This window comes from Shewanella sp. (assembly GCF_048265805.1).
Lineage (GTDB): Bacteria > Pseudomonadota > Gammaproteobacteria > Enterobacterales > Shewanellaceae > Shewanella.
Genome location: NZ_JBLXAT010000009.1, coordinates 129,909 through 144,590 on the forward strand (window position 1 = coordinate 129,909; position 14,682 = coordinate 144,590).

The window sequence follows — 14,682 nt, forward strand, 5'->3', positions numbered from 1 at the left end:
ATAGCTGCCACTATGGATGTAAATAAATGTCGAGTGAAATACGTGTTCTGCAGCTAAAAGATGAAACTGCCACCGTCGCGCTGGGGCGCCAATTAGCCGCGGCAATTAAGGCACCATTAGTGATTTATCTTACGGGGGAACTCGGCGCTGGCAAGACCACCTTTAGTCGCGGTTTGATTCAAGCTTTAGGGCATCAAGGCGCGGTTAAGAGTCCGACTTATACACTGGTGGAACCGTACGAACTGCCAGAACTCGATGTGTATCACTTTGATCTGTATCGATTAAGCGACCCAGAAGAGTTAGAATTTATGGGTATTCGTGACTATTTCTCTGATCGCAGCTTATGTTTGGTTGAGTGGCCGGAGCAAGGACACGGTTGCTTACCGCCTGCTGATATACATTTACATATTAAATATGTTAATACTGGCAGAGAAATTACCCTAGAAGCCTCGTCTCCTGCTGGCAAGGTGCTATTAGATAACATACATAACAATGCCTAAAACTAATAACATCTCGTTTTATGCCATTGCGCTGCTGCTGTCCTGTATCAGCACGGCAGCTTTGGCAGCCAATACCCTAAATAGCGTCCGTATATGGGCCGCACCAGATTCTACGCGGGTGGTATTCGATCTTGGTGATAAACCTGCTTATGAGTCGTTTACCCTGAGTAATCCACAGCGGTTAGTGATTGATTTAGCTGACACAGTGCAAGGTAAAAAACTCAACCTCACTAAGCTTAACGATAGCCCATTGGTTAAGCGGGTGCGGCTGAGCAAGCCCCCAAAAAAATCTACTCTAAGATTAGTGGTCGATCTCAAACAGGCCGCGACAGCAAGTCTATTCTCTCTACCTCCTACTGGACCTTATGGTGATCGTTTGGTGGTGGATTTTGAACAAGGCCGAACCAGTCAAAGCACGGTGAAGCAGGATTCTGATCGTAGTCAAACCACTGACCGCGACATTATTATTGCGGTTGATGCAGGGCACGGTGGTGATGATCCCGGTTCTATTGGGCCGTCTGGCACCTATGAAAAAGGGGTCGCTTTTGCCATTGCGCAAAAATTGGCGGATAAATTAAATGCGGTTGATGGCATTACGGCGATCATGATCCGCAAAGGTGATTATTTCGTTAATTTGAATCGCCGCTCTGAGTTGGCCCGCCAAGCGAAAGCAGATTTATTAGTCTCGGTTCACGCTGACGCGTTTACCTCGCCACAACCGAGTGGTGCCTCGGTTTGGGTATTGTCAAATCGACGAGCTAATTCAGAGATGGGTCGCATCTTGGAGCAAGGCGATCAAGTGTCTCAGTTGCTTGGTGGTGTCGGTGAAATTGTACAAAACACTGATAGTGAACAGTATTTGATGCGAACGCTGATTGACATGTCGATGGATAATTCACGCTCTGCTGGCTATCGGGTCGCCAGTAATGTACTCAATCAACTCGGTCAAGTGACCAAACTGCATAAAAGCCGCCCAGAGTATGCGAGTTTGGCGGTACTGAAATCACCTGATATTCCGTCATTATTGGTGGAAACTGGGTATATTTCTAACCCACGAGAAGAGAAATTACTGCGTAGCTCGGCCCATCAACAGCAGGTTGCTGGCGCGATATTTAACGGTATTTTGCATTATTATCAAAGTTACCCGCCCGAAGGTACGTTACTCGCTAAGCATTCATCGGTGACACACAAAGTAGCGAGCGGTGAGTCACTGTCGGTCATTTCGGCACGCTACAATGTGTCGATTAGTGCCATCAAAAAGGCCAATGGATTAAAGTCCGATGTCGTGCGCATTGGCCAAAAACTCATCATTCCAAGAGCCTGAGGTCGGCATGGCAATTCGTATATTACCGCCGCAACTTGCTAACCAGATTGCGGCAGGGGAAGTCGTCGAACGCCCCGCCTCCGTAGTTAAAGAGCTGGTAGAAAACAGTCTCGACGCTGGAGCTACCCGCGTGGATATCGAGATCGATAAAGGCGGCGCTAAACTCATTCGCATTCAAGACAACGGCGGTGGTATCGCCAAAGATGAACTGGCGTTAGCATTGTCGCGTCACGCCACCTCTAAGTTAGGCTGTATTGATGACTTGGAAGCGATTTTAAGCTTTGGTTTCCGTGGCGAAGCGTTAGCGAGTATCAGTTCCGTATCGCGTTTGACGCTCACCTCAAAGACTGCAGACCAGAGCGAAGCATGGCTCGCCTATGCCGAAGGCTCAGAGATGGCGGTGAAAGTCATGCCCGCTGCGCATCCGCAAGGCACAACCATTGAAGTGGCTGATCTGTTTTTTAATACACCGGCGCGGCGACGGTTTCTTAAAAGCGATAAAACCGAATTTACCCACATCGATGAATGGCTCAAGCGCATCGCGATCGCCCGTCCAGAAATCCACCTAACGCTGAAAAATAATGGCAAGCAGGTACGTAACTATCGTCCGGCGAATACCGAGGCGCAGCTGTTACAACGTCTGACACAAGTGTGCGGCCGTGCCTTTGCTGAGCAAGCGGTCACGGTGAATTGTGAGCATGAAGGGCTACGTCTTAGTGGTTATCTACAGTCACCGATACAGCAAGAACTGGTCGATGCCCACTATTTTTATGTGAATGGCCGCCATGTGCGTGATCGCTTAGTCACCCATGCGGTGAAACAAGCCTTTGCTGGGCAAACCGAAGTCGACCAACCAGGCTACGTGTTGATGCTACAGCTCGACCCGCATCAAGTGGATGTCAACGTACATCCAGCCAAGCATGAAGTGCGCTTCCACGAAGCGCGTATGGTGCATGATTTCGTGTTGCAGGGATTGTCTTCCGCATTGGAACAATGTTGGTCACTACCCGTGGACCAACAAGCTGTTGAGCCACAAACAATTAAGTCGCAGTTAAGCCAGCCTACTTATCATCGCCCACCTGAAAGCCAACGTTCTCCGGCGATTAACCACGATACGGATATCGACTATGAAACTGGTGAGTATCGTCCGAGCCATGCAAGTCCAAGCTCGTTCAACAGCGGTTCAGCTGGGCGTCAATATGGTGCTAGTTCGCCGTCACGTACAGCCGTCAGAAATTATGGTGCGTTAATCAGTACGCCAATGGCGCTGAATGAAGCAAAACCTGACATGGCAATGTCCGCTGTTACGGATATGCCGCCACTGCTCGATGGTGACTTTTGGGTGTTGGTGGACGGTTACCAGCTCAGTTTGTTAGCCGTTAAGCAGGTAGCCAAACAACTGACGCAGGCCGAAGTTTTAGCCAAATTGGCGCAAGGCTTGTCGATGCAACCCTTATTGATGCCCGTGGCGGTGGCAATGCAATCTGAATGGCAAGCTTTGTTGCAGAAACAAGCGTCACAGCTAGAAAAGTTGGGTTTATCACTCACCCCGCATCAGCGGCAGTTGATAATTAAGAAAGTGCCCCCATATCTTCGGGAGACACAGTTAGCACAAGTGATACCCGAGCTATTGGATTGGATGACCGTGGCACAACGCAGTCCCCACGAACTGGCGGCTTGGATGGCAGAGCAACATGCGAAAGGTTATGTCGCAGCTCCAAGAGTTTGGCGACAGTTTTCTCAAGCTGATGCGGAACTGCAGCAGCAAATATTGAAATTTGTTAAGGTGCTGCCTTGGCAACAATGGATGAGTACATCAGATTGACGGTTTCAGAAACGCCAAGCGTAATCACCCTCATGGGGCCTACTGCATCAGGTAAAACCGATTTAGCGATCGCCTTAGCTGAACAGCACAACTGTGAGATTATTTCGGTCGATTCGGCGCTCATTTACCGTGAGATGGATATTGGTACCGCCAAGCCTTCAGCGGCGGAATTGGCCCGTGCTCCCCATCGTTTGATTGATATTAGAGATCCAAAAGATAGCTACTCTGCCGCAGATTTCCGTGCCGATTGTTTGGCTGAGATTGACGCCATTATCGCCAAAGGTAAAACGCCGTTATTGGTCGGCGGTACGATGATGTACTTTAAAGCACTGTTAGAAGGGTTATCTCCCTTGCCGAGTGCAGACGAGCAGATCCGCGCTGATATTCAAGCGGAAGCAGAAGCAAAGGGCTGGCAGGCGATGCATGAGCAGCTTGCCAAAATTGACCCAGTATCTGCCGCAAGAATTCATCCCAATGATCCGCAGCGTTTATCGCGGGCGTTGGAAGTTTTTCGCATCAGTGGGCAGTCGCTGACTGAACTGACGCAAACAAAGGCAGCAGCCTTTCCCTATAACACGGTGCAGTTTGCCATTGCACCAAGTGACAGAAAAGTACTACACGAGCGAATTGCTCAGCGATTCAAGCAGATGCTGTCGCTCGGTTTTATTGAAGAAGTTGAGCGTTTACGCGCCAGAGATGATTTACACTTAGAGCTACCGTCGATGCGTTGTGTTGGATATCGACAGTGTTGGCAGTATCTCGACGGTGAATTTGACCGTGAAAATATGACAGAAAAAGCCATTGCTGCTACTAGGCAATTGGCAAAGCGTCAATTAACATGGTTGCGGGGGTGGCCAGAGTTACATTGGCTCGAAAGCGGTGAAAAAAGTAATTTAGTTACGGTGATACACCAAAGCCGCTAGCTTAATGGCCCTTGCTGTATAATACTAAAACTAAATAAGAAAGTGTCACTGTTGGATTAATATAAAGTAAAAAGGATATAAAAATGGCTAAGGGGCAATCATTACAAGACCCATTCTTGAATGCGTTACGCCGTGAGCGCGTTCCTGTTTCTATCTACCTAGTGAACGGTATTAAATTACAAGGACAGGTAGAGTCTTTTGATCAATTTGTTATTTTGTTGAAAAACACCGTCAGTCAAATGGTGTACAAACACGCTATCTCAACAGTGGTACCTTCGCGTCCATTCAATATGGGCAGCGGAAGTCATCAAGGCGGTCAAGCTGGGTATAACGGCCAGCAAGACGATAGCAGCGAACAGTAAAAGGTTATTAAGGAGTCCACTTCTTGTTTGAACGCTATGAGGCGGGGGAGACAGCCGTTCTGGTTCATCTGGATTTTTCCGATGAAGACAGCAGAGAAGATCTCCTTGAGTTGCAACTGCTCGTTGAATCAGCAGGGGCACGTTCAGTAGGTGTTATAACAGGAAGTCGTAAAACGCCTGATCGCAAATATTTTGTTGGCACAGGTAAAGCTGAGGAACTTGCGGCGTTAGTCGCTGCAACTGAAGCTAACGTGGTGATTTTTAACCATGCCTTGTCGCCAGCGCAAGAACGTAACTTGGAAGCCTTGTGCCATTGCCGGGTACTTGACCGCACCACGTTAATTCTTGATATTTTCGCTCAGCGTGCTCGAACCCACGAAGGGAAGCTACAGGTGGAGCTAGCGCAGCTTCGTCATATGTCGACGCGTTTGATTCGTGGTTGGACTCACCTTGAGCGCCAGAAAGGGGGTATTGGTCTACGTGGTCCTGGGGAAACCCAGTTGGAGACCGACCGCCGACTATTGCGTGGCCGCATTAAGTACATTAACCGACGCCTTGAAAAAGTCGATAAGCAACGTGAACAGAGTCGTCGCGCGCGTCAGCGTAGCGATATGGCAACGGTATCGTTAGTGGGTTATACCAATGCGGGTAAATCTACGCTGTTTAATACCCTTACCTCTTCTACTGTTTACGCGGCGGATCAGTTGTTTGCAACGTTAGATCCAACGTTACGTAAACTCGACTTAGCGCACCAATCGGTATTTTTGGCAGACACTGTGGGGTTTATTCGCCACCTGCCGCATGAATTGGTCGCAGCATTTAAAGCCACACTGCAGGAGACGCGACAAGCTGACCTGTTGTTACATGTGGTCGATTGTGCCGATGACAACATGGATGATAACTTCGCCCAAGTGCAGCACGTATTGCAAGATATTGATGCCGGCGATATTCCACAACTCATTGTGTGCAATAAGATTGATTTGCTCGAAGAAGCTCAGCCAAAAATTGATGTTGACGGTGAAGGCAAGCCTTTTCGGGTTTGGGTGTCAGCACAGCAACAATTAGGATTAGATCTGCTGCAAGAAGCGATCGAGCAACTCATTGGTCAGCATATTGTTGACCTTGATTTGAAGTTACCGGCTTCGGCCAGTAAATATGTCAGTCAGTTTTTCCGTTTAGAGGCGATACAACAGCAGTCCTATGATGATGAAGGTAACTGTTTGCTGAATGTGAAATTACCAGAGCCAGACTGGAACCGTATGGTCAAACAAAGTGATGGTGAGTTGGACAATTTTGTAGTGGAAACTGCCGCCGATCATGAAACGGATACAATGATTCAATAACCCTGTGTATTCATTCTGTTATGGAGTGTTCAATGGCTTGGAATGAGCCCGGTAACAAGGGTAAAGATCCTTGGGGAAATAAAGGTGGAAACGATAAGGGACCACCAGATGTCGATGAAGTGTTTCGTAAACTGTCGAAACGCTTTGGTGGTTCAGGTGGCGGTAGCGGATTTAGCTATGGTGCGCTTGCCATTGTTGTGGTGATTGCGCTGGTGGTGTGGGGCTTATCAGGCTTCTATACCATTAAAGAAGCGCAGCGTGGCGTAGTTATGCGCTTCGGCCAACACATTGGTGAAGTCGGCCCCGGTTTGCACTGGAAAGCTACCTTTGTTGATTCTGTATTGCCAGTAGACATATCTACTGTTCGTTCAATTCCTGCATCTGGCAGTATGCTAACTGCCGATGAAAATGTAGTGCAGGTTGAGCTTGATGTGCAGTTCAAAGTGACCAACGCCTATAACTATCTGTTTAGTGCGGTTGATCCACAGTCAAGCTTGAGTGAAGCCACGGATAGTGCCTTGCGCTATGTCGTTGGTCATTCACGTATGGACGACATTTTGACGACTGGCCGTGCCACAATTCGTGACAACACTTGGTCGGAAATTGAGCGTATTATTGAGCCTTACAAATTAGGTTTGACCATTGTGGATGTTAACTTTCTGCCAGCGCGTCCGCCGGAAGAGGTGAAAGAAGCCTTTGACGATGCGATTTCTGCGCAGGAAGACGAACAGCGCTTTATTCGTGAAGCGGAAGCTTATGAGCGTGAAATCGAACCTAAGGCGCGTGGTCAAGTACAACGGATTAGCCAAGATGCACGTGCTTATAAAGAACGTGTAGTGCAAGACGCCGAAGGTGCGGTAGCCCGTTTTGACAAGTTACTGCCTGAGTATAAACAGGCACCAGAAGTGACTCGTAAGCGTTTGTATATGGATGCAATGCAAGAGGTGTTCAGCAGTACAGATAAGGTGTTGGTGGATAGCAAAAACAGCAACAATATGATGTACCTGCCGCTGGATAAAATGATGGACAAACGCGCTGCTGCGTCGCAAGCCGACAGCAATAGTCAAGTACCGGTGACCCAGTACAACAACAGTTCATCGCTTGATAGCTCATCAAGCAGCAGCTCGAACAGCTATTCGGCAAATGATGGACGTATCCCGCGTGAAGCGCGTGTACGTCAGGCGAGAGGAGAATAATCGATGAGAACACTTTTGATTATTATCGCCATTGTCATTGGCGTAGGGTTGTCATCTTTGATGGTGGTCACAGAAGGCGAACGTGCCATCGTGTCACGCTTTGGTGAAGTACTGAAAGATAATGTTGACGGTAAGCCTGTTACGCGTGTTTATGGGCCTGGTTTACACGTAAAAATCCCGATGATCGATAAAATTCGTTATTTGGATGCGCGTATTCAGACCCTAGACGGTGCAGCTGACCGTTTCGTTACTTCTGAGAAGAAAGACTTGATGGTTGATTCTTACGTGAAGTGGCGTATTCAAGACTATGAAAAGTTCTATCTTTCAACTAACGGTGGTCTGAGATCTAACGCGGAAGCATTGCTACAACGTAAAATTAACAGTGACCTACGTACTGAGTTTGGTAAACGTACGATTAAAGAGATCGTTTCTGGTATAAGCGAAGACGGTAATACTGAAGGTTCTAGTCGCGATGAATTACAACGGCTAGCGCTGCAAAATGCTGCGAAGAGTGCGCAAGACCTTGGTATTCAAGTGGTGGATGTGCGTGTGAAACAGATCAATCTGCCAAACAACGTGAGTAACAGTATCTTCCAACGTATGCGTGCTGAACGCCAAGCCGTTGCGAAAGAACACCGTGCGAAAGGTAAAGAGGAAGCGGAAACAATTCGCGCTCGTACCGATGCTAACGTCGTGGTGACACTGGCTAATGCGCGTCGTCAAGCTGAAGCTATTAAAGGTCAAGGTGATGCGACTGCTGCAAAAATTTATGCCAATGCCTACACTAAAGATCCTGAGTTTTACAGCTTCTTACGTAGCTTAGATGCTTACAAAGCAAGTTTTAGTGGTCACTCAGACGTGATGGTGTTAGCACCAGACAGTGAATTCTTTAAATACTTTAAAGAAGGCGCAAAATAACAAGCGGTAGCTTGTTGCTAAAAGCCCAGCCGCTGTTGCTGGGCTTTTTTGTTTTTGCACATAGTATGCTGTGATTTTTATCACTTTCCCCATGAATTCTGAGGCAAATTTTCTTATAATGCCGAGCCAAATATAAGCTAAGTCACTCTCTGCACAGTTGAAGTTGTGTAGCACTGGAGATGAATGGATGAGCAGTTCGGCAGACCTCGGGCGTAGACGCATTCTAGCGATAACTACTATTGCAGTGGGAGGAGCAGGTATCGTCACTGCCACTTTACCTTTTATCAAATCTTGGAATCCCAGTGTTAAAGCGAAAACTGCAGCAGTGCCTGTTGAGGTGAATATCAGCAAGCTTGATGAGGGACAGCTAATTAAAGTGATGTGGCGTGGCCAGCCAATTTGGGTGGTTAAGCGCTCATCGGCGACATTGGCAGCGCTTGGCGACCACGATGACAGATTACGCGATCCGCGATCGCAGGAAGCGCAACAACCTAAATATGCCAAAAATCCATGGCGTTCAATTCGACCTGAGATCTTCGTTGCTGTAGGTATCTGCACCCACCTAGGTTGCTCACCAACTTACCAACCTGATAATTTCGCTGAGCATGTCGATGGGGTGACCTCCGGCTTTTTCTGCCCATGCCATGGCTCCGGCTTCGATATGGCTGGCCGAGTGTTTCAGGGCGTGCCTGCGCCACTTAATTTAGTGATACCGCCGCATCGTTACTTAGACGACGGTCGGTTGGAGATCGGTACTGAGCAGGAGCCAAGCTAATGAAAGGATTGATCCGCTGGCTCGATGAACGTATTCCAATGACGGCTACCTATAAGCGTCATATTGGTCAGTATCCCGCCCCGAAAAACTTCAACATTTGGTATCTGTTTGGTTCATTAGCTATTTTAGTGTTGTTCAACCAGTTACTCACTGGCGTGTGGCTGACCATGAGTTATGTGCCTACCACCGACGGCGCTTTTGCATCAATTGAATACTTAATGCGTGACGTCGACTATGGCTGGTTGCTGCGTTACATGCACTCCACTGGGGCCTCGGCGTTTTTTGCGGTGATCTATCTGCACATGTTCCGTGGCTTGCTGTACGGCTCTTATCAAAAGCCACGTGAGTTGCTGTGGATCTTTGGCATGTTGATTTTTGTAGTGGTAATGGCTGAAGCCTTTATGGGTTACCTGCTACCTTGGGGACAGATGTCTTACTGGGGCGCGCAGGTGATCATCTCCCTGTTTGGTGCCATTCCAGTGATTGGTGATGACTTGACCTTGTGGATCCGTGGTGACTATGTGGTGTCTGGGGCGACGTTAAACCGCTTCTTCGCACTGCATGTGATCGCCTTACCACTGATCATGGTGGTGCTTATTTTCCTGCACCTGATCGCTTTGCACGAAGTTGGCTCGAATAATCCCGATGGCGTAGAGATTAAAAAGTACAAAGATGAAGATGGTTGGCCGCTGGATGGTATTCCGTTTCATCCTTACTACACCGTGAAAGATATGGTCGGTATTGCTGGCTTCCTGATGGTGTTCTGTTTCTTCGTCTTTTTTATGCCGGAAGGTGGTGGTTTGCTACTTGAGAGCCCCAACTTTGAGGCGGCCAATCCGATGAAGACCCCCGAGCATATTTCGCCAGTGTGGTATTTCACACCATTCTACGCCATGCTGCGGGCGATTCCCGATAAGCTGGGGGGCATTGTGGTGATGGGCATGTCGATTGCTTTGTTATTTTTGTTGCCATGGTTGGATCGCTGCAAGGTGAAATCCGTGCGTTATCGTAGCCGTGGTCATCGCCTCAACCTAGCGCAGTTTGCTATCTCTTTTATTGCGCTTGGAGTATTAGGATTACTGCCGGAAACCCCACTACTGAAATGGTGTTCTCGAGTGTTTACCCTGGGCTATTTTGGTTTCTTTATTGCCCTGTGGTGGTATAGCAAACGTGAGCCCACTAAGCCAGTACCAGCGAGGGTGACATTCAAATGAGACGATTTCTTACCTTGCTATGCTGTTGCTTGCCGCTGTGGAGTGTGGCTGCTGATGTCGAGTTGCAGCATGCCAATATCGACAGTGATGATCTCGCCGCACAGCAGCGCGGCTTTAAAGCCTTTCAGATGCATTGTGCTTCATGCCATAGCACTCATTTTCAGCGTTACCAACGTGTTGCCGATGACTTGAAGCTGTCTGCCGATGAACTGCAGCAGTACATGTTCACCGATGCCAAAGTGAATGGCCTGATTGAAAGTGCCATGAGTGAAGAGGAAGCAAGCCGCTGGTTCGGTATGGCGCCGCCAGATTTGACCTTAGTTAGCCGTGTCCGTGGCGATGATTGGATTTATACCTTCTTAAATTCGTTCTATCGCGATGATAAGCGGCCGTTCGGCGTGAATAATCGCCTGCTGCCATATACTGCCATGCCACATGTATTGCAGTCCGAGCAGGGACTCGCAACGGCAAACTTCGTCGAAAAAGACGGGAAAATGGTAATTGAGAGTTTAAGCGCGCCGCAAAACGGTAGTATGACGGCAGACGAATATGCGGCTATGACCAAAGATATCACCGCTTATTTGAGTTACGCCGCCGATCCCGTCAAAGCAAAACGTGAAGCAATCGGCTGGTGGGTAATGGGCTATTTAGGTTTATTTTTCCTGCTGGCGTGGTTGTTAAAGAAAGAATATTGGAAGGATGTACACTAAAGCCGTCAAAAAGTGCTAAAATGCGGCATCCAAAGAGCGCGAACTGAGGTATTTCACTTGGCAGTTTGCGTTTATTTTATGAAATCTGGAGGGGATCAATGGCTCTGGCTGCCAATAAACGCTCTATTATGACCCTGTTTTCCGGGGCTGATGATTTGTACAGCCATCAGGTTCGTATTGTACTGGCTGAAAAAGGGGTAACAGTGGATGTGCTGCAGGTAGACCCTAATGACTTGCCTGAAGATCTACTCGAACTGAATCCTTATAACTCAGTGCCAACACTGGTTGACCGTGAATTAGTGCTGTATGAAAGCCGCATTATCATGGAATATCTGGATGAGCGTTTCCCTCATCCACCGTTGATGCCAGTGTATCCTGTATCTCGCGGTCAAACCCGCTTGATGATGCACCGCATTGAGAAAGACTGGTACAGCTTAGTTGAGCGTATTCGCACAGGCGATCGTGCTGATCAAGCGCGTAAAGAGTTGCTGGAAAGCATTCTGGCAATCTCACCTGTATTTGCTGAAATGCCGTACTTCATGAGCGAAGAGTTTGGTTTAGCTGATTGCTATTTTGGTCCGCTGTTGTGGCGTCTGCCCGCTTTAGGCATTGAGCTTGAAGGCAAAGCGTCGAAAGAGATCAAAGCTTACATGACACGAGTATTTGAACGTGAGTCGTTCAAAGCTTCGTTGACTGAAGCTGAACGCGAAATGCGCATGGGGCTGTAATGAAAGGAATGACGCCGAGTCGCCCGTATTTGCTGCAGGCTTACTTCCAATGGTTGCTGGATAACAATCTCACTCCACATTTGGTGGTAGATGCCACAGTAACTGGAACGCAAGTACCAGTGCAGTACGTGAAAGACGGGCAGATTGTATTGAACATCGCCCCTTCGGCGGTGGGCAATTTACAGTTAGGCAATGAGTTTGTTGAATTCAGCGCCCGCTTTGGCGGTGTGCCACAGCAACTGATCTTGCCAATGCAAGCTATCGTGGCTATCTATGCCCGTGAAAATGGTGCAGGTACTGTGTTTGATATGGAAGATGCTTATCTGCTTGAAGATGGCGAAGAAACCATGTTGAACGTTGTAGAGTCTGAGCCTTCGGAAGATAAGACCGACTTCAGTGCGCCAACTTCCAAGCGTGCTGACGACAAGGCTAAGCGCCGCGCGCATTTGACGGTCGTGAAATAATCGCGATGCAGCACAAAAAAACCAGTCTTCGGACTGGTTTTTTTTACATCTGAAATCCTTGATTGACAGTTTGAATAGTATAGATGTAGTGCTATTTATAAGCTTGATTGTTCCTTATCGCGCAGTTGGGTAGAATGCGGCAGCATTTTTTAATCAAAGGATAGACATATGAACGGTGCAGGCGGCACAAGTGGTGGTATTGGGCAGTTTTTTCTCGGACTCGCGATGATTTGTGGTGGTGGCTATCTGCTACTGAATGCTATTAGCGTGACTTCCAGTTTTGGCCTAGGCTCCCGTTTATATGGCGTGGGTATGATGGGCAGTCAGTGGGGCATTACCGGCGGCATGATTATGATCCCGTTTATCTTGGGTGTCGGCATGGTGTTCTATAATGCCCGCAATTTGCTCGGTTGGCTGTTAGCTGGCGGCTCATTGGTGGCGCTAATTTTCGGCGTGATTGCATCGGTCCACTTTCATCTGCGGAATATGAGCAGCTTTGATCTGATCGTCATTCTGGTGTTGCTGGTCGGTGGTATTGGGTTATTTCTCCGCTCGCTAAAATCAATGGAAGGCTAATGTCAGAGTTAGCGCAACCGTTGCCATTGCTGTATAACTTTCGCCGCTGTCCTTATGCGATGCGCGCGCGTTTAGCCATTATTGCCAGTGGCATTGCGGTGAATGTGCGAGATATCGTCCTCAAGCACAAACCGGAGGCGATGTTAGCCATTTCGCCCAAAGGCACTGTGCCTGTACTGCTGTTGCCTAATGGGACGGTGATTGATGAAAGTGCTGATATCGCGCTTTGGGCGTTGACTCAGCGTGACCCGCACCGCCTACTAGCGTTATCAGATATTGAACATCAATGGATGATGGCGCAGTTGGAGCGCAACGATAGTGAATTTAAACACTGGCTGGATCGCTACAAATATTTCGATCGTTTCCCTGAACAATCACAAGCATCTTACTTTGCCGCCGCTATCACGAGTTTACAGCCGTTGGAGCAGCAACTTGCTAGCCACGCAGGGCACTTTCTGTTTGAGCGTTTAACCCTTGTCGATTTGCTGTTGCTGCCATTTGTGCGGCAATTTGCATGGGTCGATAGTGCGGCGTTTGCGAACGCGCCATTGCCTCGCGTACAGCAGTGGCTGGCACATGGTCTGGCACAACCTTGGTTTACTTACGCCATGCAAAAACGGCCGCTTTGGTTAGCAACGGGTACGGAATATCAGTTGTTGCTGCCAATGGACTAAGCTTGGTTTGGCTCCACCACCCGAATGGCATACAATGCGTGCCGTTTTCTGCTAACCGATATTGCCACGACTATGTTGCTGCTGATTGATAACTACGATTCGTTTACCTACAACCTAGTGCAATATTTTCAGCAACTGGGTCAGCAACCTTTGGTGCGACGTAATGATCAATTATCACTGGTCGATATTGCCGCATTACAACCGACACATCTGGTGATTTCACCTGGCCCATGTACCCCTAACGAAGCGGGAATATCGTTAGCCGCGATTGAACAATACGCCGGCAAACTGCCGATCCTCGGGGTGTGTCTTGGGCACCAAGCCATTGCCCAAGTCTTTGGTGCCAATGTGGTGCGCGCCGAACGGGTGATGCATGGCAAAACCTCGCAAATTCGCCACAACGGTCAGCGACTCTTTAATGATTTGCCTGATCCGTTAACCGTCACTCGTTACCATTCATTGCTAGTGGAGCAACTACCGCAAGGCTTTGTCGAAGATGCATGGTTTGATGATCCGCTGCATGGCCATGAGATTATGGCGTTGAGCCATGTTGAGTTGCAGCTTTATGGGGTGCAGTTTCATCCCGAATCGATTTTGACCCAAGCGGGTCACCAGTTATTGCAAAACTTTCTGGCGCTGTAGCCGCTGACTCGTCGCTGGAATCTACATCAGTCACGATGGTTGACGCATGACTGCATGGCATATTATCGGCACGGCCTAACTCTAACTCGACTCCGTTAGTTGCCCAACGTTCAACGTTGTTTAACAGCCCCTAACACGCTCTTACAAGTTTCTCACCTGCCTCATCCCCGCAAATCGTCTAGCCTGTGGTATAAATTGCTGTTGTCGCAAATTCTATACCCTAGGGGCTGTTTATCTTTAGTGTTTAATTTTTGTTCAAATTAAACACATTATGAGCAAGGCGCAGCCAGTGACGCTTAGTCAACTAAGCAAACTGGAGGCAACAAAGTTCAAGATGCGTTTAAATGAACCCTTCGGGCAGTGACAGAGCGCAATTTATTCAGCGTTAGGTGATATTTGTGGAGAATAACTACACGGCATATCACCTGCCTTGCCTAAATCACGCTCTGTCTACTGCAAAAACAATCAGCAAAGATAAACAGCCCCTAGGCAGTGTTGATCTTTGTGT

16 protein-coding genes are annotated in these 14,682 nt (G+C 48.2%); all 16 read left to right on the forward strand.

Annotated elements, in window-relative coordinates; all coding sequences use genetic code 11:
- Window positions 1-26 precede the first annotated feature (26 nt).
- The 16 genes from tsaE (at window position 27) to ACN0TT_RS08800 (ending at window position 14,174) form a co-directional block, all read left to right on the forward strand.
- Window positions 27-500 (forward strand): tRNA (adenosine(37)-N6)-threonylcarbamoyltransferase complex ATPase subunit type 1 TsaE, encoded by a 474-nt coding sequence (gene tsaE / locus ACN0TT_RS08725; protein ID WP_417761760.1) that lies wholly within the window; start codon window positions 27-29, stop codon window positions 498-500.
- Entirely contained in the window at window positions 493-1,824 is a 1,332-nt protein-coding gene (locus ACN0TT_RS08730) for an N-acetylmuramoyl-L-alanine amidase (protein ID WP_417761761.1), read from the forward strand. Before tsaE ends, ACN0TT_RS08730 begins: the two co-directional genes overlap by 8 nt.
- A gap of 7 nt (window positions 1,825-1,831) precedes the next feature.
- Window positions 1,832-3,649: a DNA mismatch repair endonuclease MutL gene (mutL, locus tag ACN0TT_RS08735; RefSeq protein WP_417761762.1), complete on the forward strand. Its 1,818-nt coding sequence runs from the start codon at window positions 1,832-1,834 to the stop codon at window positions 3,647-3,649.
- A complete protein-coding gene (miaA, locus tag ACN0TT_RS08740; protein WP_417761775.1) occupies window positions 3,628-4,572 on the forward strand; it encodes a tRNA (adenosine(37)-N6)-dimethylallyltransferase MiaA in 945 nt (314 codons plus the stop codon). Before mutL ends, miaA begins: the two co-directional genes overlap by 22 nt.
- A gap of 83 nt (window positions 4,573-4,655) precedes the next feature.
- On the forward strand, window positions 4,656-4,934 hold the full coding sequence (hfq, locus tag ACN0TT_RS08745; protein WP_238896560.1) for an RNA chaperone Hfq: 279 nt from the start codon (window positions 4,656-4,658) through the stop codon (window positions 4,932-4,934).
- 23 nt (window positions 4,935-4,957) lie between these two features.
- Window positions 4,958-6,277, forward strand: coding sequence for a ribosome rescue GTPase HflX (hflX, locus tag ACN0TT_RS08750; protein ID WP_417761763.1), 1,320 nt, complete (start codon window positions 4,958-4,960; stop codon window positions 6,275-6,277).
- Between the two features lie 32 nt (window positions 6,278-6,309).
- Window positions 6,310-7,473: an FtsH protease activity modulator HflK gene (gene hflK / locus ACN0TT_RS08755; RefSeq protein WP_417761764.1), complete on the forward strand. Its 1,164-nt coding sequence runs from the start codon at window positions 6,310-6,312 to the stop codon at window positions 7,471-7,473.
- A gap of 3 nt (window positions 7,474-7,476) precedes the next feature.
- On the forward strand, window positions 7,477-8,391 hold the full coding sequence (hflC, locus tag ACN0TT_RS08760; RefSeq protein ID WP_417761765.1) for a protease modulator HflC: 915 nt from the start codon (window positions 7,477-7,479) through the stop codon (window positions 8,389-8,391).
- A 187-nt stretch (window positions 8,392-8,578) separates the two neighbouring features.
- Window positions 8,579-9,166 carry a ubiquinol-cytochrome c reductase iron-sulfur subunit gene (gene petA, locus ACN0TT_RS08765; RefSeq protein WP_417761766.1) on the forward strand — a complete coding sequence of 196 codons (588 nt, stop codon included), beginning with the start codon at window positions 8,579-8,581 and terminating at the stop codon, window positions 9,164-9,166.
- Window positions 9,166-10,380 (forward strand): cytochrome b, encoded by a 1,215-nt coding sequence (locus ACN0TT_RS08770; RefSeq protein WP_417761767.1) that lies wholly within the window; start codon window positions 9,166-9,168, stop codon window positions 10,378-10,380. Before petA ends, ACN0TT_RS08770 begins: the two co-directional genes overlap by 1 nt.
- Entirely contained in the window at window positions 10,377-11,090 is a 714-nt protein-coding gene (locus ACN0TT_RS08775; protein WP_417761768.1) for a cytochrome c1, read from the forward strand. Before ACN0TT_RS08770 ends, ACN0TT_RS08775 begins: the two co-directional genes overlap by 4 nt.
- A 98-nt stretch (window positions 11,091-11,188) precedes the next feature.
- Window positions 11,189-11,818, forward strand: coding sequence for a stringent starvation protein SspA (gene sspA, locus ACN0TT_RS08780; RefSeq protein WP_417761769.1), 630 nt, complete (start codon window positions 11,189-11,191; stop codon window positions 11,816-11,818).
- Window positions 11,818-12,282, forward strand: a complete 465-nt coding sequence (locus ACN0TT_RS08785; RefSeq protein WP_417761770.1) for a ClpXP protease specificity-enhancing factor — start codon at window positions 11,818-11,820, stop codon at window positions 12,280-12,282. Before sspA ends, ACN0TT_RS08785 begins: the two co-directional genes overlap by 1 nt.
- 168 nt (window positions 12,283-12,450) lie before the next feature.
- Window positions 12,451-12,858: a hypothetical protein gene (locus ACN0TT_RS08790; RefSeq protein ID WP_417761771.1), complete on the forward strand. Its 408-nt coding sequence runs from the start codon at window positions 12,451-12,453 to the stop codon at window positions 12,856-12,858.
- Window positions 12,858-13,532 (forward strand): glutathione S-transferase N-terminal domain-containing protein, encoded by a 675-nt coding sequence (locus ACN0TT_RS08795; RefSeq protein ID WP_417761772.1) that lies wholly within the window; start codon window positions 12,858-12,860, stop codon window positions 13,530-13,532. The genes ACN0TT_RS08790 and ACN0TT_RS08795 overlap by 1 nt, the downstream gene beginning before the upstream one ends.
- 72 nt (window positions 13,533-13,604) lie before the next feature.
- Window positions 13,605-14,174, forward strand: coding sequence for an anthranilate synthase component II (locus ACN0TT_RS08800; RefSeq protein ID WP_417761776.1), 570 nt, complete (start codon window positions 13,605-13,607; stop codon window positions 14,172-14,174).
- Window positions 14,175-14,682: the final 508 nt, after the last annotated feature.

What these genes read in the sequence shown, in the direction of transcription:
- tsaE (WP_417761760.1), top strand. Translation starts at nt 27, where the DNA reads ATGTCGAGTGAAATACGTGTTCTGCAGCTAAAAGATGAAACTGCCACC.
- ACN0TT_RS08730 (WP_417761761.1), top strand. Translation starts at nt 493, where the DNA reads ATGCCTAAAACTAATAACATCTCGTTTTATGCCATTGCGCTGCTGCTG.
- mutL (WP_417761762.1), top strand. Translation starts at nt 1,832, where the DNA reads ATGGCAATTCGTATATTACCGCCGCAACTTGCTAACCAGATTGCGGCA.
- miaA (WP_417761775.1), top strand. Translation starts at nt 3,628, where the DNA reads ATGGATGAGTACATCAGATTGACGGTTTCAGAAACGCCAAGCGTAATC.
- hfq (WP_238896560.1), top strand. Translation starts at nt 4,656, where the DNA reads ATGGCTAAGGGGCAATCATTACAAGACCCATTCTTGAATGCGTTACGC.
- hflK (WP_417761764.1), top strand. Translation starts at nt 6,310, where the DNA reads ATGGCTTGGAATGAGCCCGGTAACAAGGGTAAAGATCCTTGGGGAAAT.
- hflC (WP_417761765.1), top strand. Translation starts at nt 7,477, where the DNA reads ATGAGAACACTTTTGATTATTATCGCCATTGTCATTGGCGTAGGGTTG.
- petA (WP_417761766.1), top strand. Translation starts at nt 8,579, where the DNA reads ATGAGCAGTTCGGCAGACCTCGGGCGTAGACGCATTCTAGCGATAACT.
- ACN0TT_RS08770 (WP_417761767.1), top strand. Translation starts at nt 9,166, where the DNA reads ATGAAAGGATTGATCCGCTGGCTCGATGAACGTATTCCAATGACGGCT.
- ACN0TT_RS08775 (WP_417761768.1), top strand. Translation starts at nt 10,377, where the DNA reads ATGAGACGATTTCTTACCTTGCTATGCTGTTGCTTGCCGCTGTGGAGT.
- sspA (WP_417761769.1), top strand. Translation starts at nt 11,189, where the DNA reads ATGGCTCTGGCTGCCAATAAACGCTCTATTATGACCCTGTTTTCCGGG.
- ACN0TT_RS08785 (WP_417761770.1), top strand. Translation starts at nt 11,818, where the DNA reads ATGAAAGGAATGACGCCGAGTCGCCCGTATTTGCTGCAGGCTTACTTC.
- ACN0TT_RS08790 (WP_417761771.1), top strand. Translation starts at nt 12,451, where the DNA reads ATGAACGGTGCAGGCGGCACAAGTGGTGGTATTGGGCAGTTTTTTCTC.
- ACN0TT_RS08795 (WP_417761772.1), top strand. Translation starts at nt 12,858, where the DNA reads ATGTCAGAGTTAGCGCAACCGTTGCCATTGCTGTATAACTTTCGCCGC.
- ACN0TT_RS08800 (WP_417761776.1), top strand. Translation starts at nt 13,605, where the DNA reads ATGTTGCTGCTGATTGATAACTACGATTCGTTTACCTACAACCTAGTG.